The sequence below is a fragment of the Pseudomonas sp. Z3-6 genome (assembly GCF_051131985.1).
Classification (GTDB): domain Bacteria; phylum Pseudomonadota; class Gammaproteobacteria; order Pseudomonadales; family Pseudomonadaceae; genus Aquipseudomonas; species Aquipseudomonas zanjanensis.
In genome coordinates this window covers 377,708-401,287 of record NZ_CP071644.1, presented here as the reverse complement: position 1 = coordinate 401,287, position 23,580 = coordinate 377,708, and the positions used below count along the sequence as shown (strand labels likewise).

The 23,580-nt window shown below is 60.0% G+C and carries 25 protein-coding genes and 1 other RNA gene; 14 read left to right on the top strand and 12 right to left on the bottom strand.

The window, feature by feature from the left end; translation table 11 throughout:
• Window positions 1-15 precede the first annotated feature (15 nt).
• Genes ubiH through J3P88_RS01760 form a run of 3 tightly spaced genes read right to left on the bottom strand, consistent with a single transcriptional unit; the run spans window position 16 to window position 3,114 of the window.
• Window positions 16-1,203, bottom strand: a complete 1,188-nt coding sequence (gene ubiH / locus J3P88_RS01770; protein WP_411385915.1) for a 2-octaprenyl-6-methoxyphenyl hydroxylase — start codon at window positions 1,201-1,203, stop codon at window positions 16-18.
• On the bottom strand, window positions 1,200-2,534 hold the full coding sequence (gene pepP / locus J3P88_RS01765) for a Xaa-Pro aminopeptidase (RefSeq protein ID WP_434573673.1): 1,335 nt from the start codon (window positions 2,532-2,534) through the stop codon (window positions 1,200-1,202). The genes ubiH and pepP overlap by 4 nt, the downstream gene beginning before the upstream one ends.
• Before the next feature lie 25 nt (window positions 2,535-2,559).
• A complete protein-coding gene (locus J3P88_RS01760) occupies window positions 2,560-3,114 on the bottom strand; it encodes a YecA family protein (RefSeq protein WP_058542287.1) in 555 nt (184 codons plus the stop codon).
• 129 nt (window positions 3,115-3,243) lie between these two features.
• On the opposite strand from J3P88_RS01760, the gene J3P88_RS01755 reads away from it, so the two are divergent.
• The 4 genes from J3P88_RS01755 to J3P88_RS01740 all read left to right on the top strand — a co-directional run bounded on the left by J3P88_RS01755 (window position 3,244) and on the right by J3P88_RS01740 (window position 4,697).
• Window positions 3,244-3,453, top strand: coding sequence for a TIGR02449 family protein (locus J3P88_RS01755; protein WP_003177365.1), 210 nt, complete (start codon window positions 3,244-3,246; stop codon window positions 3,451-3,453).
• The gene (locus tag J3P88_RS01750) at window positions 3,450-3,767 is read left to right on the top strand and encodes a cell division protein ZapA (RefSeq protein WP_053126417.1); all 318 of its coding nucleotides are present in this window, start codon (window positions 3,450-3,452) and stop codon (window positions 3,765-3,767) included. The genes J3P88_RS01755 and J3P88_RS01750 overlap by 4 nt, the downstream gene beginning before the upstream one ends.
• Before the next feature lie 30 nt (window positions 3,768-3,797).
• A non-coding RNA gene (gene ssrS, locus J3P88_RS01745) (6S RNA) lies at window positions 3,798-3,977 on the top strand.
• A gap of 114 nt (window positions 3,978-4,091) precedes the next feature.
• The gene (locus J3P88_RS01740) at window positions 4,092-4,697 is read left to right on the top strand and encodes a 5-formyltetrahydrofolate cyclo-ligase (protein WP_186707591.1); all 606 of its coding nucleotides are present in this window, start codon (window positions 4,092-4,094) and stop codon (window positions 4,695-4,697) included.
• Window positions 4,698-4,732: 35 nt separating this feature from the next.
• On the opposite strand, the gene J3P88_RS01735 is transcribed toward J3P88_RS01740, so the two are convergent.
• Entirely contained in the window at window positions 4,733-4,879 is a 147-nt protein-coding gene (locus J3P88_RS01735; RefSeq protein WP_162893876.1) for a hypothetical protein, read from the bottom strand.
• Window positions 4,880-5,073: 194 nt separating this feature from the next.
• On the opposite strand from J3P88_RS01735, the gene J3P88_RS01730 reads away from it, so the two are divergent.
• Entirely contained in the window at window positions 5,074-5,526 is a 453-nt protein-coding gene (locus tag J3P88_RS01730) for an EVE domain-containing protein (RefSeq protein WP_434573668.1), read from the top strand.
• A 140-nt stretch (window positions 5,527-5,666) separates the two neighbouring features.
• On the opposite strand, the gene J3P88_RS01725 is transcribed toward J3P88_RS01730, so the two are convergent.
• Complete coding sequence (locus J3P88_RS01725) at window positions 5,667-6,083, bottom strand: flagellar basal body-associated FliL family protein (protein WP_186707593.1); 417 nt, start codon at window positions 6,081-6,083, stop codon at window positions 5,667-5,669.
• Window positions 6,084-6,233: 150 nt separating this feature from the next.
• Between J3P88_RS01725 and J3P88_RS01720 the strand changes: the two genes are divergently transcribed.
• The 3 genes from J3P88_RS01720 to J3P88_RS01710 all read left to right on the top strand — a co-directional run bounded on the left by J3P88_RS01720 (window position 6,234) and on the right by J3P88_RS01710 (window position 10,240).
• On the top strand, window positions 6,234-7,211 hold the full coding sequence (locus J3P88_RS01720) for an NADPH:quinone oxidoreductase family protein (protein WP_434573666.1): 978 nt from the start codon (window positions 6,234-6,236) through the stop codon (window positions 7,209-7,211).
• A gap of 429 nt (window positions 7,212-7,640) precedes the next feature.
• Window positions 7,641-9,968, top strand: coding sequence for an S-type pyocin domain-containing protein (locus J3P88_RS01715; RefSeq protein ID WP_434573664.1), 2,328 nt, complete (start codon window positions 7,641-7,643; stop codon window positions 9,966-9,968).
• Entirely contained in the window at window positions 9,965-10,240 is a 276-nt protein-coding gene (locus tag J3P88_RS01710; RefSeq protein WP_434573662.1) for a bacteriocin immunity protein, read from the top strand. Before J3P88_RS01715 ends, J3P88_RS01710 begins: the two co-directional genes overlap by 4 nt.
• A 41-nt stretch (window positions 10,241-10,281) precedes the next feature.
• Here J3P88_RS01710 and J3P88_RS01705 read toward each other — a convergent pair whose 3' ends face one another.
• Window positions 10,282-10,887, bottom strand: coding sequence for an energy transducer TonB (locus tag J3P88_RS01705; RefSeq protein ID WP_434573660.1), 606 nt, complete (start codon window positions 10,885-10,887; stop codon window positions 10,282-10,284).
• 324 nt (window positions 10,888-11,211) lie between these two features.
• Here J3P88_RS01705 and glpT point away from each other — a divergent pair, with 324 nt between their 5' ends.
• Window positions 11,212-12,561: a glycerol-3-phosphate transporter gene (gene glpT / locus J3P88_RS01700; protein WP_434573658.1), complete on the top strand. Its 1,350-nt coding sequence runs from the start codon at window positions 11,212-11,214 to the stop codon at window positions 12,559-12,561.
• Here glpT and J3P88_RS01695 read toward each other — a convergent pair.
• From J3P88_RS01695 to J3P88_RS01670, 6 genes are all read right to left on the bottom strand, one after another.
• Window positions 12,537-13,205 carry a gamma-glutamylcyclotransferase gene (locus J3P88_RS01695; RefSeq protein ID WP_434573656.1) on the bottom strand — a complete coding sequence of 223 codons (669 nt, stop codon included), beginning with the start codon at window positions 13,203-13,205 and terminating at the stop codon, window positions 12,537-12,539. The two genes, glpT and J3P88_RS01695, sit on opposite strands and share 25 nt — an antisense overlap.
• 316 nt (window positions 13,206-13,521) lie before the next feature.
• Window positions 13,522-14,490 (bottom strand): CDP-6-deoxy-delta-3,4-glucoseen reductase, encoded by a 969-nt coding sequence (locus J3P88_RS01690; protein WP_434573654.1) that lies wholly within the window; start codon window positions 14,488-14,490, stop codon window positions 13,522-13,524.
• A complete protein-coding gene (gene ubiD / locus J3P88_RS01685) occupies window positions 14,490-15,956 on the bottom strand; it encodes a 4-hydroxy-3-polyprenylbenzoate decarboxylase (protein WP_039590257.1) in 1,467 nt (488 codons plus the stop codon). The genes J3P88_RS01690 and ubiD overlap by 1 nt, the downstream gene beginning before the upstream one ends.
• Window positions 15,957-16,080: 124 nt before the next feature.
• The gene (gene rho, locus J3P88_RS01680) at window positions 16,081-17,340 is read right to left on the bottom strand and encodes a transcription termination factor Rho (RefSeq protein ID WP_003206716.1); all 1,260 of its coding nucleotides are present in this window, start codon (window positions 17,338-17,340) and stop codon (window positions 16,081-16,083) included.
• A 241-nt stretch (window positions 17,341-17,581) separates the two neighbouring features.
• Complete coding sequence (trxA, locus tag J3P88_RS01675) at window positions 17,582-17,911, bottom strand: thioredoxin TrxA (protein ID WP_003206727.1); 330 nt, start codon at window positions 17,909-17,911, stop codon at window positions 17,582-17,584.
• Window positions 17,912-18,032: 121 nt separating this feature from the next.
• The gene (locus J3P88_RS01670; RefSeq protein ID WP_186730165.1) at window positions 18,033-18,740 is read right to left on the bottom strand and encodes a FadR/GntR family transcriptional regulator; all 708 of its coding nucleotides are present in this window, start codon (window positions 18,738-18,740) and stop codon (window positions 18,033-18,035) included.
• A gap of 254 nt (window positions 18,741-18,994) precedes the next feature.
• On the opposite strand from J3P88_RS01670, the gene J3P88_RS01665 reads away from it, so the two are divergent.
• From J3P88_RS01665 to ppx, 5 genes are all read left to right on the top strand, one after another.
• Entirely contained in the window at window positions 18,995-19,780 is a 786-nt protein-coding gene (locus J3P88_RS01665) for a transporter substrate-binding domain-containing protein (RefSeq protein WP_413793149.1), read from the top strand.
• 21 nt (window positions 19,781-19,801) lie between these two features.
• Window positions 19,802-20,470 (top strand): amino acid ABC transporter permease, encoded by a 669-nt coding sequence (locus J3P88_RS01660; protein WP_053126440.1) that lies wholly within the window; start codon window positions 19,802-19,804, stop codon window positions 20,468-20,470.
• Window positions 20,467-21,117 (top strand): amino acid ABC transporter permease, encoded by a 651-nt coding sequence (locus J3P88_RS01655; protein WP_434573651.1) that lies wholly within the window; start codon window positions 20,467-20,469, stop codon window positions 21,115-21,117. Before J3P88_RS01660 ends, J3P88_RS01655 begins: the two co-directional genes overlap by 4 nt.
• Window positions 21,104-21,838: an amino acid ABC transporter ATP-binding protein gene (locus tag J3P88_RS01650; RefSeq protein ID WP_431080720.1), complete on the top strand. Its 735-nt coding sequence runs from the start codon at window positions 21,104-21,106 to the stop codon at window positions 21,836-21,838. Before J3P88_RS01655 ends, J3P88_RS01650 begins: the two co-directional genes overlap by 14 nt.
• A gap of 120 nt (window positions 21,839-21,958) precedes the next feature.
• Window positions 21,959-23,461 carry an exopolyphosphatase gene (ppx, locus tag J3P88_RS01645; protein ID WP_434573648.1) on the top strand — a complete coding sequence of 501 codons (1,503 nt, stop codon included), beginning with the start codon at window positions 21,959-21,961 and terminating at the stop codon, window positions 23,459-23,461.
• Window positions 23,462-23,580 lie beyond the last annotated feature (119 nt).

Below are 23,580 nucleotides of genomic sequence, written 5' to 3'. Positions count from 1 at the left end.
GTGACCACGCCAGCCTCACGCATCGGGACGCGTCCCCAAACCCATGGCCTGGCGGGCGAACCAGCGCTTGGCCGGAGGCAACAGGTCGAGGCCCAGCAAGCCGAGGTTACGGCCCAGGGACACCAGCGGCAGGTTGCTGCCGAACAGGCGCGTGACCTGGTCGGAGAAGCCCACGGTCAGGGCCTGATCCGTGCGCTGGCTCTCGCGATAAGCCTGCAACACGGCAAAGTCTCCGGGCTCGCCGTCGCTGTCGAGCAAGGCATCGGCCAGGGCCTGGGCATCGCGCAGGGACAGGTTGAACCCCTGCCCGGCAATTGGATGCAGGCTGTGGGCGGCGTTGCCGAGGATTGCCAGGTGCGGACGGACCTGCTCTTCAGCCTCCACCAACGCCAGCGGGTACAAGTGCCGCACGCCCACCTGTTTCAGCGTCCCCAGGCGATAACCGAACACGCCCTGCAATTCGCTGAGGAAGCTGCGCTCGTCGAGGGCTGCCAGCCGTTGTGCGTCCATGCCCTGGCGGGTCCAGACCAGCGCGCAACGATTCTCCGGCAGCGGCAACAAGGCCATCGGGCCGTCATCGGTGAAGCGTTCGAAGGCCATGCCATTGTGGGCTTCGCTGGGGGTGATGTTGGCAATCAAGGCGCTTTGGTCATATGGGCGACTGCGCACGCCGACGCCCAACTGCTCGCGCAGGCTGGAGCGACCACCATCGGCCAGTACCGCAAGATCGCATTCCAGGGTGGTTTCGTCGTCGAGGGTCAGGCGATAACCGCCGACCAATGGCTCCATGCGCGTCACCTGCGCCGGACAGCGCCAACTGACCACTTCCGGGTCCAGGCCTTGCCACAGGCACTGGCCGAGCCAGGCGTTTTCCACCACATAGCCCAGCGCTGGCACACCTTCTTCCATGGCCGACAGCCGCGCCGTGGAAAACCGCCCGCGGTCGGACACATGGATCTGCTTGATCGGTTCGGCGCGGCGGGAAATCTCTTGCCAGACACCCAGGCGTTGATAAATCTGCCGGGCACCGTAGGACAATGCCGAGGACCGGGCATCGTAGCTTGGCTGCCAGGCGTCGCCAGGGGCGAAGGGCTCGATCAGCATGATCTTCCAGCCCCGGGCCTTGGCACCAGCCTGCAGGGCCAGGGCCAGGCTCGCGCCGACCAGGCCGCCGCCGATGATCGCCACGTTGATCCGGCTCATGCCGCTTGCGTCCGGGCGGCGGCCATCAGGGCCTCGATGTCGGCGACCGTTTTCGGCACGCCTCGGCTCAGGATTTCACAACCGGTCTTGGTCACTACCACGTCATCCTCGATGCGCACGCCAATGCCGCGCCATTTTTTCGCGACGCTGCGGTTGTTCGGGCTGATATAGATGCCCGGTTCCACTGTCAACGTCATGCCGATTTCCAGGACCCGCCATTCGCCGCCGACCCGGTATTCGCCCACATCATGCACGTCCATGCCTAGCCAATGGCCGGCGCGGTGCATGTAGAACGCCCGGTAGGCCTCGCTGGCAATCAAATCGTCCACCTCACCCTCCAGCAGTCCCAGGCGCACCAACCCTTCGGTAATGACCCGGACCGTCGCTTCGTGGGCCTGGTTCCAGTGTTTGTCCGGTGCGATCTGGGCAAACGCGGCTTCCTGGGCAGCCAGCACCACTTCGTAGATCGCCTTCTGTTCGGGCGAAAACTTGCCGCTGACCGGCCAGGTACGCGTGATATCGCTGGCGTAGCAGTCGATTTCACAGCCGGCGTCGATCAACACCAGGTCGCCGTCCTTAAGCAACGCGTCGTTCTGCTGATAGTGCAGGATGCAGCTGTTGCGCCCCGCCGCGACGATCGAGCCGTAGGCCGGCATCTTCGCCCCGCCCTTGCGAAACTCATAATCGAGCTCGGCCTCCAGGCTGAACTCATGCAACCCCGGGCGCGCCGCCTGCATCGCCCGGATGTGCGCCTGGGCGGAGATCCGCGCCGCTTCGCGCATGACCTTCAGTTCCGCCGCCGATTTATACAGGCGCATGTCGTGCAGCAAGTGATCCAGGGCAACGAATTCGTTCGGCGGCTGGGCGCCAAGGTGGGCCTTGGAGCGAATCACGTTGATCCACTCCATCAGGTGCCGGTCGAATTCAGGGTTGCTGCCCATGGCCGAATACACCCGGTCGCGACCTTCGATCAGGCCCGGCAGGATGTCGTCGATGTCGGCGATGGGAAAAGCGTCGTCGGCACCGTAGTCACGGATCGCGCCTTCCTGGCCGGCGCGCAGGCCGTCCCACAACTCACGTTCGGCGTTGCGCTCGCGACAAAAGAGGATGTATTCGCCATGGGCGCGGCCGGGCATCAGCACCAGCACCGCTTGCGGCTCGGGAAAGCCGCTGAGGTATTGGAAGTCGCTGTCCTGGCGGTAGACATGCTCGACGTCGCGGTTGCGGATCGCAACGGCGGCGGCGGGCAGGATTGCGATGCTGTTGGGTTCCATCTGCGCCATCAAGGCCTTGCGGCGACGGCTGTATTCCGATTTCGGGATATGAATCATGGGCAGACGGGGTTCCCTCTAACAATTAATGCAAGGACGGCTTGGGGGCCGCTGCATCGGTTTTCTTGGTCTCGGTGAACAGCAGCAATGGCGCGACCCGCAGGTACTCCATCACTTCCATGTAGTCGCTTTCGCCGTCGTCGGACTCTTCCAGGGCATCCTGGACCTGAGAAATCGCGGCCAGATCCTGCAGCACTTCCTTCGCTTCTTCGCTCAGCGCGTATTCGCGGCGGGTCAGGCCGAAGCCGGCGAGGAAGCCCTGGCACCACTGCCCCAGCGCCGCGGCGCGCTCGGCCAGGGGGGCGTCGTCAGTGGGCAACAGCAGGACGACGGTCATGTCGTCGCTGGTCAACTCGCCCTTGACCATTTCCTGCAGGCCGATCAGCGCGTTACGGACGTTGTCCGCCGGCTCGCCTTCCAACAGCTCGGCGGCGTCGGCCAACCAGCCGTCGGCCTCGAAGCCGGCGCCGGCGCAGCTGCGACCGAGCAACAGGCCATGCAGTTCGGCGGGCGAGACAGGATGACCGCTGGTGCTCAGCAGGGTGGCGAATGCTTGATACGGGGAATTCTGAATGGGCATGGGCAGCTAGGCGCCAGACGGCGCTATGTCTAGAATGGAGGCCTTGTATCCTACATCGACAGACTCGCCAAGACTATCAGAGGCTGTGCGACCCATACCCTCCATCAGACACAATCTTCAGTGGACACAATGGAAGACACCGACCTGCAAGCGCTGATGGCCAGACTCGAACTGCTAATTGACCGGGTCGAGCAACTTAAGAGCCAAAACGGACTCCTATTAGCTCAGGAAAAAACCTGGCGCGAGGAACGCGCGCACCTCATTGAAAAAAACGAAATCGCCCGGCGTAAGGTCGAATCGATGATTTCGCGCCTCAAGGCCCTGGAGCAAGACTCATGAGTTCAAGCAATAGCGTTACCGTGCAGATCCTCGACAAAGAATATTCGATCATCTGCCCCCAGGAAGAGCGCAGCAACCTGGTGAGTGCCGCCCGTTACCTGGACGGCAAGATGCGCGAGATCCGCAGCAGCGGCAAAGTCATCGGCGCCGATCGCATCGCCGTGATGGCCGCCTTGAACATCACCCACGACCTGTTGCATCGCCAGGACACGCCGGACGTACAGGTCAGCGGCTCGACCCGTGAACAGGTGCGCGACCTGCTCGATCGGGTGGATCTGGTGCTCGCCACCGATCCAGACGTCGCCAAGGGCTGATTCGCGAAGCTGCCTGGGGTATACTCGCGTCACTCCCTGGGGTGCTTGCCAGTTGGTGATGTCCCTGAGCCGATACGCACAACCACGGGGGTTGCACGTTGGGGCCGGTGTGCATGTCCGCTTGACGGAAAGCCTTAACGCCTCCTGCAACTTCCACCTTGAACTTTCGGGTTCAAGGGCTAAGCCGACAGCGGTTCATCCGGGGAGCCTGACTCCAGACAATGCCAGTTCATATGAACTGGCATTGTCGTTTCTGGCGCAGGCATTTCTGGGCACCCTGTTTTGCGGTTACGCTGTGACATCGCCACTGCGTGAAGCCTTGATATGACCGAACCCGCGCTGCTGCCCCGCCCGCAACTTCGACGCCTGCTGCGCCAGGCCCGTCGCGCTCTGACGCCCGCCCAGCAACGGCAAGCCGCCCGCGGGCTGTACAAACAACTGGCCCAGCACCCGCTGTTTCGCCGTGCAAAGCACATCGCCCTGTACCTGCCCAACGATGGCGAAATCGACCCGCGCCTGCTACTGCGCGCGGCCCAGCGCCGGGGCAAGGCCACTTACCTGCCGGTACTCAGCCCGTGGCCGCAGACCAAGATGGTATTCCAACGCATCCACCCCGGCGAACAGATGCAGCCCAATCGGTTTCGTATCCCTGAACCACGCAAGAACGTCGCCCGGCAACGCAAGGTCTGGACGCTGGACCTGGTGTTGTTGCCACTGGTGGGGTTTGACGATGCGGGAGGTCGATTGGGCATGGGCGGCGGTTTTTACGACCGCAGCCTGGCGTACCTGGCGCGACGCAAGCAGTGGCGCAAGCCAACGCTATTGGGGCTGGCCCATGAATGCCAGAAGGTCGAACGATTGGCGCAGGCAAGCTGGGACGTACCGCTACAGGGAACGGTCAGCGACAGGCGGTGGTATATCGCGGGATAGACGCCACGGTCATCCGCGGCGCCTGGAAAGCGGGTTCAGCGTTTGAGCGATGGCGCGGGTTGGGTGATATCCACCGGCGCCTCGGTCTTGTTGGCCCACAGGCTTTGGGCGTAACCCGTGGTCACGACACCCAGACCGAACAGAATGACCAAGATCCACAACAAATCCGGTTTGCGTTTCATCGATTGCCCCCCTCAAGGCATATCACACACGATGACAGCAGCGGTTTTCTTATTGGCCGTGCAGCAGCGTCAAGCTTGGAAGGCCGGCATTTTGCGGCAACCGGCCCCTACACGCAAACTCTGGCGTCAACCGACTGTCGGTTTGTCATAAAATCGCTGAACTATTTTTTCCACACCGCCAAGGAGTAGCAATCATGGCCTATTGGCTGATGAAATCCGAGCCTGACGAATTGTCCATCCAGGGCTTGGAAAAGCTTGGCCAGGCCCGTTGGGACGGGGTTCGCAACTACCAGGCACGCAATTTCCTGCGGGCCATGGCGGTGGGCGATACATTCTTTTTCTACCATTCCAGCTGCCCCGAGCCCGGTATCGCCGGGATCGGCAAAATCATCCAGGCGGCCTACCCCGACCCGACCGCCTTGGACCCGGACAGCCATTATTTCGACGCCAAGGCCAGCCCGGACAAAAACCCCTGGACCGCGATCGACGTGGCCCATGTCGAGACGTTCCGCCACGTCCTGAAGCTCGACTGCCTCAAGCAACAGACCGCCCTGGCGGAAATGCCGCTGGTGCAGAAAGGCTCGCGGCTGTCAGTGATGCCGGTGACGGCGGAGCAGTGGGCGGCGGTGGTTGCGCTGAAGCCTTGAGTGATTCGCTGTCCGGTAGGCCGCTATCGCGAGCAAGCTCGCTCCCACAGGGGTCTCGGTTGTTCACAAAATAGGACCACTGGAGATCCACTGTGGGAGCGAGCTTGCTCGCGATAGGGCCCGCCCAGCCACCACAAAACCTATTGAATGATCAGGTTGTTGAACAACAAATCATCCACCATCGGCTTGCCAGTCTCGTCGTTCATCACCTGCTGGGTCTGCTTCAACGCTTCCTGACGCAGTTTTTCCTTGGCTTCGAGGTTGTTCATCCCCTCGGTGGTCTGCTGGGCAAACAACGCCACCAACTGGTTACGAATCAGTGGCTCGTTGGCCTTGACCGCCGCCGCGGCGGCATCACCGGTCACGCGCAGGGCCACGTCGGCCTTGTAGACCTTCAGCTTCGCCGTGCCGTCCAAGCCATAGTTGCCCACGAACGGCGGGCTGAGGGTGATATAACTGACTTTCGGTGCCTCGCCCTCTTTCGCTTCCTTGGCCTCTTCGGCCATCGCCGCCACAGGCAGCGACAGGGCCAGCATCAACATGATCCACGCTTTCACAATCGATTCCTCATCCGGTTTGCGGCCCAGCATACCGACCCGCCGTTCAAGCACAAGCTTATGGCCGGCTATCAGGGCGGGGCATGCTCGTTGACCCGTTATCTCTCACACCTACACTTATCGGCCATCACTCCCAAAGGAATAGCCCTGATGAAAGCCGTGCTGTGCAAAGAATTCGGCCCCGCCGAATCGCTGGTGCTGGAAGACGTCGCCAGCCCCGTCGCCAAGAAGAACGAAGTGCTGTTGGACGTGCACGCCGCCGGGGTGAATTTCCCTGACACGCTGATCATCGAGGGCAAATACCAATTCAAGCCACCCTTCCCGTTTTCCCCCGGCGGCGAAGCGGCGGGCGTGGTCAGCCAGGTGGGTGAGAACGTCAGCCACTTGAAAGTCGGCGACCGGGTGATGGCGCTGACCGGCTGGGGCAGCTTTGCCGAACAGGTGGCGGTCCCCGGCTACAACGTGTTGCCGATTCCCGCGTCCATGGACTTCAACACCGCCGCGGCTTTCAGCATGACCTATGGCACCTCGATGCACGCCCTCAGGCAACGGGCCAACCTGCAACCCGGCGAAACCCTGCTGGTGCTCGGCGCCTCCGGTGGCGTTGGCCTGGCGGCCGTGGAAATCGGCAAGGCCATGGGCGCCCGGGTGATCGCCGCCGCCAGCAGCGCGGAGAAACTCGCAGTGGCCAAGGCGGCCGGTGCCGACGATTTGATCAACTACAGCGAAACCAGCCTGAAGGATGAAATCAAGCGCCTCACCGACGGCCAGGGCGCCGACGTGATCTACGACCCGGTGGGCGGCGACCTGTTCGACCAGGCCATCCGCGCCATCGCCTGGAACGGCCGGTTGCTGGTGGTGGGTTTTGCCAGCGGACGCATCCCGGAACTCCCCGTGAACCTGGCCTTGCTCAAGGGCGCCGCCGTAGTGGGCGTATTCTGGGGCTCTTTCGCCCAGCGCCAACCGAAGGACAATGCCGCCAATTTCCAGCAATTGTTCGGCTGGTTCGCCGAGGGCAAGCTCAAGCCGCTGGTGTCCCAGGTGTATCCGCTGAGCAACGCCGCCCAGGCGATCAATGACCTGGGGCAGCGCAAGGCGGTGGGGAAGGTGGTTGTGCAGGTGCGTTGAAACCGCATCAGACAAAAAGGCCAGGGCCACCGATGAGGGTGGCCCTGGCCTTTTTTTATTCCATTTGACCCATGTCGGAATTCTTGGCAGCCATAAATAAAATTTGATTTGGCGATAGATATATACCGCATCCTCGCCAAAGAAATGCGCAAACCTTCCTCACACACAAAGCCCCCCGCAGCAGCGGGGAGCCATTCAGTCACGGACGAACCGACATGGATAAGTCATATGTGCGATGCGAACACCTATTTAGGACCTCATAAGCAACTGGGACCCGGCTCATACGAAATAGGCCCTTTATCGATCAGAGGTGAAAATTTCACTGGCGGATATTTCCAAGGGGCTTGGGGTTTGTACGAGGGGCCTCCTAGAGGAGTCACTAGAAGTTCAAAAAGACACAACGCGTCTATTCCCCACGCGTGGGATGACATGATGAAGGAGCGTATAGCAAATAGCGAAGTCATCGACGCCGAGTATCGTAATACTTTTATAAAACTTACCGAGACAACCATCAAAGAACTCGAACAAGCAAAAAGATCAGCTATAGGCGCTCGCCCACTTTCGCCATTGGAAAAAGCGAAGACAGAACAGGATGCAACGCTTAAGGCTATTCAATCCAAAGAATCCAAATATCAAGCACGCACCAAAAGCGCTTACTCGCTATATGGTCATAATCCATTCTTCCTAATGAAGGAACTGTCCTTCAAAAGAGTAATGGAAAGCCTGCAGACCTCCCCACCCAATATCGCCGTCGCTTACTCAGCGATCGACAACGCGTACCGATCAGCGTTGGAGCTGAAACGGCTTTCATTGCAAAACGACATCCTTGCTGGGCAACTGGAACACGCATCAAAAAAAGTCGAGCTGGCTGCTGTCAAATCCGGACAAAGTGATTCCGCATCAGCAGCAAATGAAAAACTTAGGATTATCAATCAAGAAAAAAATATTCACCTCCGGCTTCTACCAGGATTTTTACTAAAAAAAGTCTCATCAACGCTGGGTGCAACAGGCGGGCTAACCGCCTCCCAGTCGCTTAGGAACTACAAAGCAGCCTTAGCCAAGATGATTGCAACTGAGCGTGCAGCTATCGCTGCTTTTGCGAAAGCCAATCCGAACATCAAGCCTCCCTTGAGTAAACCTGAGCTCGAAGCCCTCAGCAATCTTGTGGCGCTACAGGCAAAAACAAACCTAGGAAAGCGATGGCAGGACTACCATGTATCCCTTCTTCATTCCGAATCCGTTCGACATTTAACGAAAACAACTAACGCCTTTGCTGGACTCATCGACCGGGCCTTAGCAGCCGAACGCTTACAAGAACAGCTACGTGTTGCTGCCGAGAAAAAAGCACAAGCTCTAAAGCAAGCCCAAGCCCGAGCTGAGGCGCAACGAGCCGAACAAGAACGAAAACAGAAAATCGCGGCGGCATTGGCAGTCCGTTTTAACGCGCTACTTCATCAGTTCAACCAAGCCCAGCCTGAAGACATCAATCAAAAACTGCCTTGGATGCAGCAAAAACACCGGGAATTGTCTGTCGCGCACCAGGACGCAACCAAAGCAGAGCATGCAGTAGGCAATGTATTGACGAGTGATTCACGAAAGACGTCGCTGCGTAAAGCACAAGCCGATATCGATGCGACCTTTCGGTTGAAGCATCACATCGAAAATATACAACTGTCCACCGCCAGCGGCGCGATGGCCTCCGCGCGGCCACTCATGACGACTCCCGACGGCTTGATCGCTGGGTATGAGGGTTCGCCCGTTTCGTTGCAAGGCGCCATCGACCTACTGAAGAAAGCGAGTGCCACCCTGGCCGGTGGTCCATTGACGGTATTTGGCGTGGCGGTGTCATATTCTCCGACAATCGGCAATAGCGAACTTCAGCGTAATCCAGTGGTGGTTAGCATTCCACTGTCCCAATTGGACGAGGGTTTCAAACTAACTCCAAATGCTGAAACAGACCACCTACCGCTTCGCGTCGTGTCATCTGTTCGCGGGGAGCATACTCAGTTTTATCTCTCACCGACCGGTGGAAGTTTATCCAACGAGGTTCGGATCAGATACGTAACACTGGATCCACACACCAATCTCTACACTTTCACGACCGAGGGGATTCTTCCAAGGACACTGACTTGGACGCCGAACAGCCCTCCAGGGGATAGTCTCCTTGGATCGACCGAATTGCCTGTGACGCAGCCGGAAATCAGGATCCTTCCCGGGGCCAGGATTACCCAGATAGAGGGGAGAATAGACGAGCATCCAACGTGCGATGACGCTGACATTGACGATTATGTGCTGGTATTCCCAATGGAATCGGGAATCCAGCCAGTCTATGTCATGGCGAGTCGTACCGGGCCGCGATATGAGCCGGGGACGGTGACTGGAGCAGGTCAGGAGGTTGGGGAACACTGGCTAGGAAGTAGCGAGCACGGCGTTGGTGCCCCCATTCCTCGCGAGATAGCAAATCTACTTCGAGGTCAGGACTTCAGAGACTTTGATGCCTTCCGAGAAAAATTTTGGGAGAGGGTAGCCAATGATGAAAAATTATCAGCACAGTTCAGTAGATCCAACCTGAAACTGATGCGTAACGGCGCTGCCCCGTTCACAACTCCAGACGACCACGTAGGTGAAAGGAACAAATTTGAAATTCATCATATACAATGGATTTCCAAGGGCGGTGCAGTTTACGATTTAGACAACCTGAGCATCATGACACCTAAAGAACATATTGAGCTTCACAAAAAAGGAACAAAGCCATGATCTTCAAAGAAAAAATCGAGGACTATACCGAAGCAGAGTTTCTATCCTTTCTTAAGGAATTTTTCGAAGACAATAACGAACTTACTGGAGATGAGCTGGGTGAATACACCAGTAAACTTGCAAAGCATTTTGAGAAGGTTACTGAGCACCCAGAAAAATCCGCACTTATTTTCTACCCTAAACAAGGTCGAGAAGACAGTCCGGAAGGAATCCTGAATGAAATTAAAATCTGGCGAGAACAAAACGGAAAACCCGGTTTCAAGCCAGAATAACAAGTAGGGGCATCGCCAACGGCGATGCCCTAAAAACGAGGCTAAAGCAACTCACGAACCTCCTTCGGCAGCATCCGCACATACCGCGCCGCTGGAAAACTCCCGCAACGCTGCACGATCGAGGGCAAGAGCCTGTTGAACCGAGCGATCAACGCCAGGCGCTCAGCTTCCGGTAGCTGTTTGACGAAAAACACATTGGATAAGTAAAGGCGTGTGTAATGGAACGGGAGCAAGTCCTGCACCCATAGCTGGCCGTTGGCGTGGGCGTTGATGTCCGAGCATTTCCACGTCTTGATCCATTTATTGGCGTCCAGTGGCAAGTCATCCAGGCGGAACTCGAAGGGCGCTACGACATGCGTCTTCGCCGGGTGTTCAAGATCCACCGGCCAAGGCTTGAAGCGCCATTGGCTCACGGCCTCCCGTGCCGCTTCGGCGAAATCCGGATGATCGCTGTGCAAGATCGTGACCTCATCGACACGACCATCGGCATGCACCATGAAGCCGACCCGGGCCATACCCATGATGCCCTTGCGGACCAGGGCCGTCGGGTAATCCGGCCTGGGATTGTGCTCGGGCACCAACAACATTTCCGCTGCCCCGCTCGTACCGGCCAAGCACAGCAACAGCATCACCACGGACCACCTCATTGCCCCTACCCCTCAGTTGAAATGCCAGACCTGGCAGAAACGTAAAGGGTAAAGGCCATGGCTCATGGACCCTATAGCGAGACTTCCCATTTGGGCGAAGGATGTTTCCCACTGCTTTGCCCCGTATTCACCGATGCGGCGCATGAAAGGGCGTCGCGAAGGCATTTCCTACGACGCCCTTCGCTTACGTCTGAACGACATGTTCACTTAAGAACATGATCAATCGAAATTTCTGCTTTTTATGCGACAACGAGCGATGCTATTTTCGGTAACGAAACTGTAACATTCGCATCCGCCGCCATAACAAGAACCTGGAGCACTTGAATGTTTGCTTTCTTTCGACCTGCAGCACACCAGGCAGTCCTGCCTGAAGAAAAAATAGACAGCACTTACCGACGCCTTCGCTGGCAGATCTTCGCAGGGATCTTCATTGGCTACGCCGGGTATTACCTGCTGCGCAAGAACTTCTCCCTGGCCATGCCGTACCTGATCGACGAGGGTTATACCCGTGGCCAGCTGGGCCTGGCCATGTCGGCCATCGCCATCGCTTATGGGCTGTCGAAGTTCCTGATGGGCCTGGTGTCCGACCGTTCCAACCCGCGTTACTTCCTGCCCTTCGGCTTGCTGGTCTCGGCGGGGGTGATGTTCGTGTTCGGTTTCGCGCCCTGGGCAACGTCCAGCGTGACCATCATGTTCATCCTCCTGTTCATCAACGGCTGGGCCCAAGGCATGGGCTGGCCGCCAAGCGGACGGACCATGGTGCACTGGTGGTCGCAGAAGGAACGTGGCGGCGTGGTGTCGGTGTGGAACGTGGCGCACAACGTCGGTGGCGGCCTGATCGGCCCGCTGTTCCTGCTGGGCATGGCCTGGTTCAATGATTGGCACGCGGCATTCTACGTGCCCGCTACCGTGGCGCTCGTCGTTGCGGTGTTTGCCTTCGCGACCATGCGCGACACCCCGCAATCGGTGGGCCTGCCCCCGATCGAGAAATACAAGAACGACTACCCGGAAGGCTACGACGCCAGCCACGAGAACGAATTCAGCGCCAAGGAAATCTTCGTCAAGTACGTGCTGCGCAACAAGATGCTCTGGTACATCGCCATGGCCAACGTCTTCGTCTACCTGCTGCGCTACGGCGTGCTGGACTGGGCGCCGACCTACCTCAAGGAAGCCAAGGGCTTCACGGTGGACAAGAGCTCCTGGGCCTATTTCTTCTACGAGTGGGCGGGCATTCCCGGCACGCTGCTGTGTGGCTGGATGTCCGACAAGATCTTCCGTGGCAACCGTGGCCTGACTGGCATGGTGTTCATGGCCCTGGTGACCGTGGCAACGCTGGTGTACTGGCTGAACCCGGCCGGCAACCCGACCGTCGACATGATCGCCCTGGTTTCCATCGGATTCCTGATCTACGGCCCGGTGATGCTGATCGGTTTGCAGGCATTGGAGCTGGCGCCGAAGAAAGCCGCCGGTACCGCCGCGGGCTTCACGGGTCTGTTTGGTTACCTGGGTGGATCGGTCGCGGCCAGCGCCGCCATGGGCTACACCGTGGACCACTTTGGCTGGGATGGCGGTTTTGTGCTGTTGGTCGGTGCCTGCCTGCTGGCGATGGCATTCCTCGCGCCAACCCTATGGCACAAGCAAATCGCCAGTCAGAGCCGCGAAGCGGTCGCCTGATCCAGCGCTGATTGGCAGCGCCTGAGCCGCGCCTCCAGGTTCCGGTCTGGCATGGCGTGGCTGCGCAGGGCGTGTACGGTCTGCTCGACGTAATCGCGAGTGGTGCCGTAACGCCCACAGGCGCTTTCGAACACCTGGCTCAGCACATGGTCCGGCAAGTTGCCGGCATAGCTGGGCAGGTGTCGCTCCAACACAAAACCCAAGGCTTGCACCCGGCTGCCATCCTCGAGACGGCAACTGAGCCAGTGCGGGCGATAGGACGGCACCGGCATCTCGCGCTGCCACAGGGCAAACAGCGAGTCCTCGAGATTTTCCTCCGGCAACCTGTAGGCGAAACCGCTGCATGAACCGCCGCGATCCAATCCGAACACCAATCCTGGCAATTCCGGGGTGCCGCGGTGTTCATGGGACCACAGGTATAAACCGCGATGGTAACCATGGACCCGGCCGCGCACCCGCTCCACCGCCGTGCATTCCGGCCGCCAGATCAATGAACCGTACGCGAACAACCAGACCGGACCGCCCTGGTGGAGACTCATGGTCAATTGCATCGAGGCGAGCAATTGTTCACGGGTCAGCTGCGGCCCCAGTTCGAGTCGTGGCGGGTACAAGGCACAGGTAATGGCGGATTCGATAGCGGTCATGGCCGTTAGCGGTTGGCTCCTCGCGGGGGCGGAAGGTAGTCAGGGTGCCGTCATGGTGTTGACGGTCAGGGGAATTCAGGCAAGTTAAATGCCATTGCGTACCCTATATACGTTATCGGTATCTAGCCTCAAGGCTAAATATCGAAACGAAATATATGATGTTATATCGATGGATGGACATCTGCTGTTGTGGCGAGGGAGCTTGCTCCCGCTGGACTGCGAAGCAGTCCCAAAAGAGGCGGTCGCTGCGCAACCGAGCGGGAGCAAGCTCCCTCGCCACAAAAAGCAGACCTAAGCCTGGGAGGATGAATGCGGCTCAGGCGCGCGGCGCATACGCAAACACATCCGCACGCATCTGATGAGCATCCATGCCGGCTTCCACCAGGGCATCGAGCGTGGCGTAGATCATGGCCGGCGAGCCGCTGGCGTAGACATGCACGCCGGAAAGATCGCTGATGTCCTCGCACACCGCTTCATGGAGCATCCCGCAGCGCCCTTCCCAGCCACACAAGTCGCTGACAACTTTATGCAGGAACAGGTTCGGCAGTTTTTTCCATTCGTCCCAATGCTCGATTTCATAGAAATCGTCCGGCCGCCGCACGCCCCAATACAGGTGCACCGGGTGCTTGAAGCCCGCCGCGCGGCAGTGCTCGATCAAGCTGTGCATCTGCGCCATGCCGGTTCCAGCGGCGATCAGCACCAATGGGCCTTGCGGTAGCTCGGACAAATGCGTGTCGCCAAACGGCATTTCGACGCGCACGCTGGGGTTGCGTCGCAGTTGCTCCAGCAGCGCCTGTGCACTGCTTTCGCGCACCAATACGTGCAATTGCAGCTCGCGCCCGGAATGCGGCGCCGAGGCCAGGGAAAAAGCCGATTTCTCGCCGTTTTCCCGCTCGATCATCAGGTACTGCCCGGCGTGATAGCGCGGCGGCTTGCCCGCCGGCGCACGCAGGCGCACTCGCCAGACATCACCGCCTACGTCGGCGCACTCGATGACCTGGCACGCCAGGTTGCGTACCGGCAACTCACCCGGCGACAGCACGCCGTCCCACAGCACCACGCAGTCCTCCAGCGGCTCGGCGATACAGGTGAAGATCTCACCGTGATCGCGCACCTCGCCCGCCTGTTGCACACGGCCTTCCACCAGCAACGCGCCACAGACGTGGCAGTTGCCGTTGCGGCAGCTTTGCGGGCATTCATAGCCCAGGCGCCGCGCGCCATCGAGAATCCGCTCCGCCGGCTGTATCTCCAGCACCGCGCCGGAAGGCTGCAAGGTCACACGCATCAATCTATTCCTAACTGATTCCAGATGGCATCGATCCGTTGGGTAACGGCTTCATCCTTGACGATAACCCGGCCCCACTCACGGGTGGTTTCACCGGGCCATTTATGCGTGGCATCGAGCCCCATCTTCGACCCCAGGCCTGACACCGGCGAGGCGAAGTCGAGGTAGTCGATCGGCGTATTCTCGATCATCACCGTGTCGCGCTTGGGGTCCATGCGCGTGGTGATGGCCCAGATCACGTCGTTCCAGTCCCGTGCATTGATATCGTCGTCGGTGACGATAACGAACTTGGTGTACATGAACTGTCGCAAAAACGACCAGACCCCGAGCATCACCCGCTTGGCGTGCCCCGGATACGACTTCTTCATGGTCACCACGGCCATGCGATACGAACAGCCTTCCGGCGGCAAATAGAAATCGGTGATTTCCGGAAACTGCTTTTGCAGGATAGGCACGAACACTTCGTTCAGCGCCACGCCGAGAATCGCCGGTTCGTCAGGCGGACGACCGGTGTAGGTGCTGTGGTAGATCGGCTTGATCCGATGGGTGATGCGCTCGACGGTAAACACAGGGAAACTGTCGACTTCGTTGTAGTAACCGGTGTGGTCGCCGTACGGTCCTTCGTCGGCCATTTCGCCAGGATGGATCACCCCCTCAAGGATGATCTCGGCGGTGGCCGGCACTTGCAGGTCGTTGCCGCGGCATTTCACCAGTTCGGTACGGTTGCCCCGCAGCAGGCCGGCGAAGGCATATTCGGAAAGGCTGTCGGGCACGGGCGTGACAGCGCCGAGGATAGTCGCCGGGTCCGCGCCCAGGGCCACCGACACCGGGAAGGGCTGGCCGGGGTGTTTTTCACACCACTCGCGGTAATCCAGCGCACCACCCCGATGGCTCAGCCAGCGCATGATGACCTTGTTGCGGCCGATCACCTGCTGACGGTAGATGCCCAGGTTCTGGCGGTCCTTGTTCGGGCCTTTGGTAACGGTAAGGCCCCAGGTGATCAGCGGGCCGACGTCGCCCGGCCAGCAGGTCTGTACCGGCAGCATAGCCAAATCGACATCGTCACCCTCGATCACCACTTCCTGGCAGATCGCGTCCTTGACGACTTTCGGCGCCATGGAAATGATCTTGCGGAAAATCGGCAGCTTCGACCAGGCGTCCTTCAGGCCTTTGGGCGGCTCGGGCTCCTTGAGGAACGCCAGCAGCTTGCCGATCTCGCGCAGTTCGCTGACCGCTTCGGCACCCATGCCCAGGGCCACGCGCTCCGGTGTGCCGAACAGGTTGCCCAGCACCGGGATGTCATAACCCGTCGGGTTTTCGAACAACAGCGCCGGGCCTTTTGCGCGCAGGGTGCGGTCGCAGACCTCGGTCATTTCCAGGACGGGGGACACCGGTACCTGGATGCGCTTGAGTTCGCCGCGCTGTTCCAGCCCACTGATAAAGTCGCGCAAGTCGCGATACTGCATGCAAAAGCCTCATGGTCGCCGTGGCGTTCGGGGGCCCGAGTTTAACGCCGCCCGTCCAGAATAGTGAATGCACAGATAGCAAAAAGCCGGGTTTCCCCGGCTCTTGCTGGCCTGTCCTGACGATTTACTTGCGTTTCATCGACAGGAAGAACTCATCGTTGGTCTTGGTCGTCTTCAGCTTGTCGACCAGGAACTCGATGGCAGCGACTTCATCCATCGGATGCAGCAGCTTGCGCAGGATCCACATGCGCTGCAACTCGTCATCGGCGGTCAGCAATTCTTCGCGACGGGTACCGGAACGGTTGATGTTGATGGCCGGGAACACACGCTTCTCGGCGATACGACGGTCCAGGGGCAGCTCCATGTTGCCGGTGCCCTTGAATTCCTCGTAGATCACTTCGTCCATCTTCGAACCGGTTTCAACCAGTGCGGTGGCGATGATGGTCAGCGAACCGCCTTCCTCGATGTTCCGCGCGGCGCCGAAGAAACGCTTCGGTTTTTCCAGCGCGTGGGCATCGACACCACCGGTCAGCACCTTGCCGGAGCTCGGGATCACGGTGTTGTAGGCGCGGGCCAGACGGGTGATGGAGTCCAGCAGGATCACCACGTCCTTCTTGTGCTCGACCAGGCGCTTGGCCTTCTCGATCACCATTTCGGCAACCTGCACGTGACGGGTTGGCGGCTCGTCGAACGTCGAGGCGACCACTTCGCCGCGCACGGTGCGCTGCATCTCGGTCACTTCTTCCGGACGTTCGTCGATCAGCAACACGATCAGGTGAACTTCAGGGTTGTTACGGGCGATGTTGGCCGCGATGTTCTGCAGCATGATCGTCTTGCCCGCTTTCGGCGGCGCCACGATCAGGCCACGCTGGCCTTTGCCGATGGGTGCGCACAGGTCGATGACACGACCGGTGAGGTCTTCGGTGGAACCGTTGCCGGCTTCCATCTTCATGCGCACGGTCGGGAACAGCGGGGTCAGGTTCTCGAAGAGAATCTTGTTCTTCGCGTTTTCCGGACGATCGAAGTTGATCGTGTCGACCTTGAGCAGGGCGAAATAACGCTCGCCTTCCTTCGGAGGGCGGATCTTGCCAACGATGGTGTCACCGGTGCGCAAGTTGAAGCGACGGATCTGGCTCGGCGAGACGTAGATATCGTCTGGGCCGGCGAGATAGGAAGCGTCTGCGGAGCGAAGGAAGCCGAAGCCGTCCTGGAGAATCTCCAGCACGCCATCACCGGAGATTTCCTCGCCGCTTTTCGCGTGCTTCTTGAGCAGGGAGAAAATCACGTCCTGCTTGCGCGAACGGGCCATATTTTCTATGCCCATCTGTTCGGCCAATTCGAGCAGTTCGGTAATCGGCTTTTGCTTGAGTTCAGTCAGATTCATATAGGAATGACGTAATCATTTATGGAGGGGGGAAATTAAGCTTTTGGCTTAATGAGGCCGCGCCGCGGAGAAGGCGACAGGATCGCGTACTTATTCGAAAGGAGAGCGTCGGCGACGGCTTGCAGGGGGCAATGGAGAAACCAGTGCGGGGCCGAATGTACCACCTGGGTTTGCAAGCGTCTAGCCCCGAATAACGAAAAAGCCCCGCGATTTGCGGGGCTTTTCCAGTGGCATTCGGCGCTTAGATGTTGGCGTCGAGGAAAGCAGCCAGTTGCGACTTCGACAGGGCACCGACCTTGGTGGCTTCGACGTTGCCGTTCTTGAACAGCATCAGGGTCGGGATACCACGCACGCCGTGCTTGGCCGGCGTCTCCTGGTTTTCGTCGATGTTCAGCTTGGCAACGGTCAGTTTGCCCTTGTAGGTCTCGGCAATCTCGTCCAGGACCGGAGCGATCATTTTGCAAGGACCGCACCACTCAGCCCAATAGTCGACCAGTACCGCGCCTTCGGCCTTGAGAACGTCAGCTTCGAAGCTAGCGTCGCTAACGTGTTTGATCAGATCGCTGCTCATGGAAATCTCCGGGGTCATCAGCAAAAAAACGTGGCCCATCATAGCGGCCCTTCCAGGGTTCAGGAAGCCGCAGTTGATTGAGTCTCGCTATGGCGCACGATGTATTTGAGTATGGCCCGGTTCAAGAAGCTACGGGAGCGACAAAGGAAATGCCGGTACGCAGCGCAGCGTTACGTACATGTTCCTGCATGGCTTTTTGCGCGGCGCCTGACGCCCGACGGGCCAGGGCGCGCAGGATCTTGCGATGCTCCTGCCAGGTTTCCATCGCCCGCTCCGCCCGGATGAACGGTAGTTTCTGGCTCTCCAGGAAGATGTCGGCGCTGGCGGTGAGGATGCTCAGCATCGCCTGGTTGCCGCTGGCCAGCAGGATTCGCCGATGGAATTCGAAATCCAGCCGCGCGGCGGCGTCGAAATCCCCGACCTTCAATTCCCGGCGCATGGCTTCGACATTGTCTTGCAACCGGTCGAGCTCATCGGCGCTGAGCGTCACCGCCGCCAACCCCGCCGCGAAACCTTCCAGGGCGTAGCGCAACTGGAAGATGTCCACCGGCGAAGCCTGGGCCGCGAACGGCCACCCCGGCGCGGACTCGCTGCGTGGAGCCTCTACCGGTGCCTGCACGAACACGCCCTTGCCCGGCTGCACGCTGATCATGCCCAAGGCACTCAGGGACGACAGCGCTTCGCGCAACGACGCCCGGCTCACCCCCAGTTGCAGCGCCAGGTCCCGTTGCGACGGCAGCGCATCGCCGGGGCCGAAGCCTTCATCGACGATCAGTTTGCGGATGGCTTGCAGCGCCACTTCAGGAACGGCACGAGCGATGGAATTCATGATTTTTCAGACGAACCGGGCCAGTGAGCGGCTAGTTGTAAAGCTATTCGCCGCGCCCGGCAAGTCGTGCCCCAGCAGGGTTCGGCGGCAAATGCCGACGCCCGATAAAGGTGCGAAACGCGGCGCAACTGTTCAGACCAGTAAGACCGCCTCCCACCAGCAAAACCGTGGCTTTGACCGATGAAGAGCCGGCTTGGCATGGCCTGTGCTCTGTCCGAACGCAGAAATCACATCACCGATTGCGGAGATTCGCCATGATTCAGCGTTGCAGCGCCCTGCTCACAGCCCTGTTCGCCAGCCTGATGCTTTGTCAGCTGCCTGCCCACGCCGACGGCCTGGAAGACGTGGTCAAGCGTGGCACCCTCAAGGTCGCCGTGCCCCAGGATTTCCCGCCCTTCGGTTCGGTCGGCCCGGACATGAAACCCCGCGGCCTGGACATCGACACCGCGAAGCTGCTGGCCGACCAGCTCAAGGTCAAGCTTGAACTGACCCCCGTCAACAGCACCAACCGCATCCCGTTCCTGACCACCGGCAAGGTCGACCTGGTGATTTCCAGCCTGGGCAAGAACCCGGAGCGGGAAAAGGTCATCGACTTTTCCAGCGCCTATGCGCCGTTCTACCTGGCCGTGTTCGGCCCGCCTGATGCCGCCATCAACACCCTGGACGACCTCAAGGGCAAGACCATCAGCGTCACCCGTGGCGCCATCGAAGACATCGAGCTGACCAAAGTCGCCCCCGAAGGCGCCACCATCAAGCGCTTCGAAGACAACAACTCGACCATCGCCGCCTACCTGGCCGGCCAGGTGGACCTGATCGCCAGCGGCAACGTGGTGATGGTCGCCATCAGCGAACGCAACCCCAAGCGTGTTCCGGCGCTGAAGGTAAAACTCAAGGACTCACCGGTTTACGTGGGCGTGAACAAGAACGAGCCGGCGCTGTTGGACAAGGTCAACCAGATCCTGGCCACCGCCAAGACCGATGGCAGCCTGGAGAAAAACTCCCAGACCTGGCTCAAGCAGCCGCTGCCGGCCGATCTCTGACCGTCGCTTGAGAGGCTGAGCATGGCTTATCAGTTCGATTTTCTACCGGTGGTGCAAAACACCGAGCTGCTGTTGCGCGGTGCGTTGTTCACCCTGGAACTGACGGCCATCGGCACGTTGCTCGGGGTCAGCCTGGGCATCGTCGGGGCCGTGGTGCGGGCGTGGAACATTCGCCCGTTCGCGGCGATCTTCGGCGTGTACGTGGAGTTGATCCGCAACACGCCGTTCCTTGTGCAGCTGTTTTTCATCTTCTTCGGCTTGCCGTCCCTGGGCCTGCAGATTTCCGAATGGCAGGCCGCGGTATTGGCGATGGTGATCAACCTTGGCGCCTACTCCACCGAGATCATCCGTGCCGGCATCCAGGCGATCCCACGGGGGCAACTGGAAGCCGCCGCGGCCCTGGCGATGAGCCGCTTCGAGGCCTTCCGCCACGTGGTGCTGCTGCCAGCGCTGGGCAAGGTCTGGCCGGCCCTGAGCAGCCAGATCATCATCGTGATGCTCGGCTCGGCGGTCTGTTCGCAGATCGCCACCGAAGAATTGAGCTTTGCCGCCAACTTCATCCAGTCGCGCAACTTCCGCGCGTTCGAAACGTACGCGCTGACCACGCTGATCTATTTGTGCATGGCGCTGTTGATCCGCCAGTTCCTCAATTGGGTCGGGCGTCGCTACATTGCCAGGAGCAGCCAATGAGCGATTTCACTTTCTGGGACGTGGTGCGCAACCTGCTCACCGGGCTGCAATGGACCTTGGCGCTGTCGTTGGTGGCGTTTATCGGCGGCGGCGTGATCGGTTTGTTGGTGATGGTCCTGCGCATCTCCAAACGCGCCCTGCCCCGCAACATCGCCCGCACCTACATCGAGCTGTTCCAAGGCACGCCACTGTTGATGCAGTTGTTCCTGGTGTTCTTTGGCGTGGCCTTGGCCGGCGTCGAGATTTCACCGTGGATGGCGGCGGCGATTGCCCTGACGCTGTTTACCAGCGCCTACCTGGCGGAGATCTGGCGCGGTTGTGTCGACTCGATTTCCGATGGCCAGTGGGAAGCCTCCGCAAGCCTGGCCCTCAACCCGCTCGAACAGTTGCGCTACGTGATCCTGCCCCAGGCCCTGCGCATCGCCGTGGCGCCGACCGTGGGCTTTTCCGTGCAGGTGGTCAAAGGTACGGCTGTCACGTCGATCATCGGCTTTACCGAACTGACCAAGACCGGCGGCATGCTCGCCAACGCCACGTTCGAGCCGTTCATGGTCTATGGCCTGGTCGCCCTCGGTTACTTCCTGCTCTGCTACCCCTTGTCCCTCAGTGCGCGCTACCTGGAAAGGAGACTGCATGCCTCTGCTTAGAATTACCGCCCTGCATAAATACTACGGCGATCATCACGTGCTCAAAGGCATCGACCTGAGTGTCGAGGAAGGCCAGGTGGTGGCGATCATCGGCCGCAGCGGCTCGGGCAAATCCACCTTGCTGCGCACCCTCAATGGCCTGGAGTCGATCAACGATGGCGTGATCGAAGTCGACGGCGAATACCTCGATGCGGCCCGCGCCGACCTGCGCAGCCTGCGGCAGAAAGTCGGGATGGTGTTCCAGCAGTTCAACCTGTTTCCGCACCTGACGGTCGGTGAGAACGTCATGCTCGCGCCGCAGGTTGTGCAAAAAGTGCCCAAGGCCAAGGCGGCCGAGCTGGCGCGGCAGATGCTGGAAAGGGTCGGGCTGGGCGAGAAATTCGATGCCTTCCCCGACCGCTTGTCCGGCGGCCAACAGCAACGGGTGGCGATTGCCCGCGCCCTGGCGATGTCGCCGAAAGTGCTGCTGTGCGACGAAATCACCTCGGCCCTGGACCCGGAGCTGGTCAACGAAGTGCTCAGCGTGGTGCGACAACTGGCCAAGGAAGGCATGACGCTGATCATGGTCACCCATGAAATGCGCTTCGCCCGGGAAGTCGGCGACAAACTGGTGTTCATGCACCAGGGCAAGGTGCATGAGGTGGGCGATCCCAAGGTGTTGTTCGCCAATCCGCAGACGGCCGAACTGGCTAACTTCATCGGCACGGTCGAGCCTGCCTGATCTTTACTGCCACAGAAGCATCCTGCGAATGGCTCTGGCTCAAGGGTTTGCTTCAGGTGCGTTGGCGTAAGCGGTCGATCGTGGCAGGATGGCAAGGTTATCGACCGAGACTTTTTGACCATGCCGCCATCCCAAGCCAAGAATCTGTCCCTGATCGCCGCCATCGACCTGGGCTCCAACAGCTTCCACATGGTCGTCGCCAAGGCCCAGAACGGGGAAATTCGCATTCTTGAGCGGCTCGGCGAGAAGGTCCAACTGGCCGCCGGCATCGATGAAGAACGCCAACTGAGCGAAGAATCCATCCAGCGCGGGCTCGATTGCCTCAAGCGGTTCGCCCAACTGATCAACGGCATGCCCCTGGGCGCGGTGCGGATCGTCGGCACCAACGCCCTGCGCGAGGCACGCAACCGGGGCGAGTTCATCCGCCGCGCCGAAGCCATCCTCGGCCATCCGGTGGAAGTCATCTCCGGCCGTGAAGAAGCCCGCCTGATCTACCTGGGCGTTTCCCATACTTTGGCCGACACCCCGGGCAAGCGCCTGGTGGCGGACATCGGTGGGGGCAGTACCGAGTTCATCATCGGCCAGCGCTTCGAGCCGCTGCTGCGCGAAAGCCTGCAGATGGGCTGCGTCAGCTACACCCAGCGTTATTTCCGCGACGGCAAGATCACCCCGGCCCGCTATGCCCAGGCCTATACGGCGGCGCGCCTGGAAATCATGAGCATCGAACACGCCCTGCATCGCCTGACCTGGGACGAAGCCATCGGCTCCTCGGGGACCATCCGGGCCATCGGCCTGGCGCTCAAGGCGGGTGGCCACGGCACTGGCGAAGTCAACGCCGAGGGCCTGGCCTGGCTCAAGCGCAGGGTGTTCAAGCTCGGTGAGGCGGACAAGATCGATTTCGAAGGCATCAAGCCCGACCGTCGGGCGATTTTCCCGGCGGGCCTGGCGATCCTCGAAGCGATTTTCGACGCCCTCGAATTGCAACGCATGGACCACTGCGAGGGCGCCCTGCGCGAAGGCGTGCTTTACGACCTGCTGGGACGGCATCATCACGAAGACGTGCGTGAACGCACCCTGGGCTCGCTCATGGAGCGTTATCACGTCGACCTGGAACAAGCCGTACGGGTCGAGCGCAAGGCGCTACATGCCTTCGACCAGGTCGCCGACGATTGGGACCTTAACGACGGGGTCTGGCGTGAGTTGCTGGGCTGGGCCGCCAAGGTCCATGAAGTGGGCCTGGACATCGCCCACTATCACTACCACAAGCACGGCGCCTACCTGATCGAGCACTCCGACCTGGCGGGTTTCTCCCGGGAAGACCAGCAGATGCTCGCGCTATTGGTACGCGGCCATCGGCGCAACATTCCCAAGGATAAATTCGCCGAGTTCGGCGACGACGGCATCAAGCTGATTCGCCTGTGCGTGCTGCTGCGTTTTGCGATCCTGTTCCACCACATCCGTGGCACCCAGGAAATGCCGCAAGTGGCCCTGCATGCCGACGGCGATCAGTTGGACGTGATGTTTCCCGACGGCTGGCTGGAAGAGAACCAACTGACCCAGGCCGACTTCGCCCAGGAAGCGGAATGGCTGACGCGGGTCGGGATTGTGTTGAACATCCACTGATTGCTTGCTGGAGTCCCTAGTGGCCCAACTGCAATCCATTGTGGCGAGGGAGCTTGCTCCCGCTGGAGGGCGAAGCCCTCCCAAGAGTTGGGGCTGCTGCGCCCGAAGCGTCGGACCGG

Coding starts and splice junctions, on each gene's coding strand:
- ubiH (WP_411385915.1), bottom strand. CDS start 1,203: ATGAGCCGGATCAACGTGGCGATCATCGGCGGCGGCCTGGTCGGCGCG.
- pepP (WP_434573673.1), bottom strand. CDS start 2,534: ATGATTCATATCCCGAAATCGGAATACAGCCGTCGCCGCAAGGCCTTG.
- J3P88_RS01760 (WP_058542287.1), bottom strand. CDS start 3,114: ATGCCCATTCAGAATTCCCCGTATCAAGCATTCGCCACCCTGCTGAGC.
- J3P88_RS01755 (WP_003177365.1), top strand. CDS start 3,244: ATGGAAGACACCGACCTGCAAGCGCTGATGGCCAGACTCGAACTGCTA.
- J3P88_RS01750 (WP_053126417.1), top strand. CDS start 3,450: ATGAGTTCAAGCAATAGCGTTACCGTGCAGATCCTCGACAAAGAATAT.
- J3P88_RS01740 (WP_186707591.1), top strand. CDS start 4,092: ATGACCGAACCCGCGCTGCTGCCCCGCCCGCAACTTCGACGCCTGCTG.
- J3P88_RS01735 (WP_162893876.1), bottom strand. CDS start 4,879: ATGAAACGCAAACCGGATTTGTTGTGGATCTTGGTCATTCTGTTCGGT.
- J3P88_RS01730 (WP_434573668.1), top strand. CDS start 5,074: ATGGCCTATTGGCTGATGAAATCCGAGCCTGACGAATTGTCCATCCAG.
- J3P88_RS01720 (WP_434573666.1), top strand. CDS start 6,234: ATGAAAGCCGTGCTGTGCAAAGAATTCGGCCCCGCCGAATCGCTGGTG.
- J3P88_RS01715 (WP_434573664.1), top strand. CDS start 7,641: ATGATGAAGGAGCGTATAGCAAATAGCGAAGTCATCGACGCCGAGTAT.
- J3P88_RS01710 (WP_434573662.1), top strand. CDS start 9,965: ATGATCTTCAAAGAAAAAATCGAGGACTATACCGAAGCAGAGTTTCTA.
- J3P88_RS01705 (WP_434573660.1), bottom strand. CDS start 10,887: ATGAGGTGGTCCGTGGTGATGCTGTTGCTGTGCTTGGCCGGTACGAGC.
- glpT (WP_434573658.1), top strand. CDS start 11,212: ATGTTTGCTTTCTTTCGACCTGCAGCACACCAGGCAGTCCTGCCTGAA.
- J3P88_RS01695 (WP_434573656.1), bottom strand. CDS start 13,205: ATGACCGCTATCGAATCCGCCATTACCTGTGCCTTGTACCCGCCACGA.
- J3P88_RS01690 (WP_434573654.1), bottom strand. CDS start 14,490: ATGCGTGTGACCTTGCAGCCTTCCGGCGCGGTGCTGGAGATACAGCCG.
- ubiD (WP_039590257.1), bottom strand. CDS start 15,956: ATGCAGTATCGCGACTTGCGCGACTTTATCAGTGGGCTGGAACAGCGC.
- rho (WP_003206716.1), bottom strand. CDS start 17,340: ATGAATCTGACTGAACTCAAGCAAAAGCCGATTACCGAACTGCTCGAA.
- trxA (WP_003206727.1), bottom strand. CDS start 17,911: ATGAGCAGCGATCTGATCAAACACGTTAGCGACGCTAGCTTCGAAGCT.
- J3P88_RS01670 (WP_186730165.1), bottom strand. CDS start 18,740: ATGAATTCCATCGCTCGTGCCGTTCCTGAAGTGGCGCTGCAAGCCATC.
- J3P88_RS01665 (WP_413793149.1), top strand. CDS start 18,995: ATGATTCAGCGTTGCAGCGCCCTGCTCACAGCCCTGTTCGCCAGCCTG.
- J3P88_RS01660 (WP_053126440.1), top strand. CDS start 19,802: ATGGCTTATCAGTTCGATTTTCTACCGGTGGTGCAAAACACCGAGCTG.
- J3P88_RS01655 (WP_434573651.1), top strand. CDS start 20,467: ATGAGCGATTTCACTTTCTGGGACGTGGTGCGCAACCTGCTCACCGGG.
- J3P88_RS01650 (WP_431080720.1), top strand. CDS start 21,104: ATGCCTCTGCTTAGAATTACCGCCCTGCATAAATACTACGGCGATCAT.
- ppx (WP_434573648.1), top strand. CDS start 21,959: ATGCCGCCATCCCAAGCCAAGAATCTGTCCCTGATCGCCGCCATCGAC.